At 72.8% G+C, this 2,469-nt stretch carries 2 protein-coding genes; both read left to right on the top strand.

Annotated elements, in window-relative coordinates:
* The first annotated feature begins 526 nt into the window (after positions 1-526).
* The gene (locus GT354_RS24715; protein WP_161358576.1) at positions 527-1,165 is read left to right on the top strand and encodes a sigma-70 family RNA polymerase sigma factor; all 639 of its coding nucleotides are present in this window, start codon (positions 527-529) and stop codon (positions 1,163-1,165) included.
* Positions 1,162-2,025 (top strand): hypothetical protein, encoded by an 864-nt coding sequence (locus GT354_RS24710; protein WP_161358575.1) that lies wholly within the window; start codon positions 1,162-1,164, stop codon positions 2,023-2,025. Before GT354_RS24715 ends, GT354_RS24710 begins: the two co-directional genes overlap by 4 nt.
* Positions 2,026-2,469: the final 444 nt, after the last annotated feature.

Below are 2,469 nucleotides of genomic sequence, written 5' to 3'. Positions count from 1 at the left end.
GTGCGGGGGGCGCGGCCACCGATGTACAACACCCGGGTCCACCGGCACCGGACCCGAGACGTCCGAGCCCATGTCGAAGCCGCACCGCCGACTCCGCGAACTCCCCGCCGCCCCCGGCAGGTCCGGGCCGGGCACCCCCACGCCCGGCGCCGCCGACGCGACCCGCGCGTCGCCGCCCTTGTCCACTCGGCCGCGCGATGCGCGCCATGTGCGTGTCCGACTACGCGCCGATACCGCCCCGCGGCACTTTCGCCGCCGTTCGGGCCCCATACGGGCCCGTACGAACGCTTCGGACTCGGCACCGGCGCACCCCGATAGATCGGGAGCCTCGCCGTGCTGCCCGGCCCCGGCGTCCGGCCTCGCACATCGGCCGCGAGACAGTGCGCGTGTGAACGACGCCGCCGGAAAGCCGACGCCGGCGGCAATGTCGCGGACGATGGTCGTTCACCCACCCACTCCGTGACCCGGGTCACATCGTGGGAGCGCGTCGGGCGCCCGCGGACAGTTCAGGGGCGTGGAGATGAACATGCGAGCGCGGGTCAGAGACGGTGACCCGTACGCCTTCGAAGTGCTGTTCGCCGAGCACGCCAAATCCGTCTACAACCATGCCTTCCGAACCACCGGCGACTGGTCCGCGGCCGAGGACGTCGTCGCCCTCACCTTCCTGGAGGCCTGGCGGCTGCGCGACCGGGTCGACGCCGAAGGCGGGTCCCTGCGTCCGTGGTTGCTGGGCATCGCCGTGAACGTCGCGCGCAACGTCCGCCGCACCGGCCGCCGGCACGAAGCGGCGCTGGCCCGGATGCCGCGCGACCAGACGGTGCCGGACTTCGCCGACGACCTGGTGGGGCGGATCGACGACACCGAGACCATCGCGAAGATCCGGCAATCGCTCGCGAAACTGCGCCGATCGGAACGCGAGGTGTTCGCGCTGTGCGTGTGGGCGCGCCTCGACTCCGCCTCGGCCGCCGAAGCGCTCGGCATACCGGTGGGCACGGTGCGTTCCCGGCTCTCCCGAGCCCGCACCAAGCTCAAGCGCATGCTCGGGCCGCAGGCGCAGGGCGCCCCGCCCTCGCCCGGCGAAGCCGCACCGTACCCCGTCCCCGCAGCGCGGCCCGCAGGCCGCCCAATCCCCGCCGCCTCCCGGCTCGGAAAGGATCTCCGATGACGAACAACCCGACCGACATCGACGCCACGGAGCGCGCCGAACTCGCCGCGCTGTTGCCTGCGCCCGCCGAGCGCAGCATGCCGGACGACCGAGCACAGGCGATGTCCGCGGTTCTCCTGCGCGAGTTCGAGGGCGCGGGCGCCGACCGCCCGGAAGCGGCCGCGTCTCGGCGCAGGCGCCTGGGGTGGCGCATCGGTGCGCCCGTCGCGGTGTTCGCGGTCGCGGGGGCGACCGCCGCCGCGGTGCTGATCGACGACACGCCGGTGCGCCCCAAGTTCCCGACACAGGCGTCGTGTTCGTGGGAGTACACGGCCAAGCCGCAGTTCCTGTACGGGGCGCACATCGAGGCCGGGCAGACCCCGGAGCAGGCGTGCGCGCGGTACTGGCCGGACATGACCGAGACCGCGCGCCGGACGTCCCTGCCGGGCAGCGCCGCGCCCGGCGCGGCGACCGTGCCGGTTCTGGTCGCGTGCACGGCGAAGGAAGACGGCGGCCTGATGGTGATGCCGAAGCCCGCGGATCTCGACGCACCGGACGCGTGCATCGCCTTGGAAATGGGTGTGCCCGACAACACCGCGACCTACCACGGCGCGACGATCGAGCAGGTGCGGCGCCTGGCCAGGCTGGTCGGCGGCTCCGAGGCAAGCCGTCTGTGCCTGACCGTCGCCGACGCCCGCGTCCTCGCCGAGCGGTCCCTGACCGAAGTCGGCATCGCCGGCTGGGACATCGAGTACACCCCGGAACCGGGCGTCACGACCGGCCTGGCCTTCGTGGCGACGGACCCGGACGAGGGCGCGGTCCTGATCCGCGACCTCCCGGCACCGGCACCGGCCTGCACGGAAACGCAAACCGTGCAGTAACCCCCGCCCCACAAAAAAGCACCAACCAACGCTACGCCCGCCGGAGGCGCCCGCCCCCACGGACGCCTCCGCCGGCATCCCCAGCGCTCCGCGACGCGGATCCCCCCACGTCACCACCGACGCCGCAGCGCGCACATGTTCCCGCCCGACACCGGCGGCCACCCGTCACCCAAACCGAACAACGCACAAATCCCATCAACGTCACCCCCCACACAACCTCACCCACGCCCCTGCCGCCCCCACCCGCAACAAGCGGCGCCGGTGGAAACCCCTCCCAACGCAACCACCCCACACCCGCAGCCCCAAACACCAACCCACCAAGGCCAAACGACCACGAATTCCCGCCCGACACCGGCGGCCACCCGTCACCCAGACCGAACAACGCACAAATCCCATCAACGTCACCCCCTCACAACCTCACCCACGCCCCTGCCGCCCCCACCC

Source organism: Streptomyces sp. SID3343, assembly GCF_009865215.1.
Taxonomy (GTDB): Bacteria; Actinomycetota; Actinomycetes; order Streptomycetales; family Streptomycetaceae; genus Embleya.
This window is presented reverse-complemented; position numbering and strand designations above follow the sequence as displayed.

Bases quoted from the DNA above. Each gene is read 5' to 3' on its own strand.
- GT354_RS24715 (WP_161358576.1), top strand. From the start codon at position 527: ATGCGAGCGCGGGTCAGAGACGGTGACCCGTACGCCTTCGAAGTGCTG.
- GT354_RS24710 (WP_161358575.1), top strand. From the start codon at position 1,162: ATGACGAACAACCCGACCGACATCGACGCCACGGAGCGCGCCGAACTC.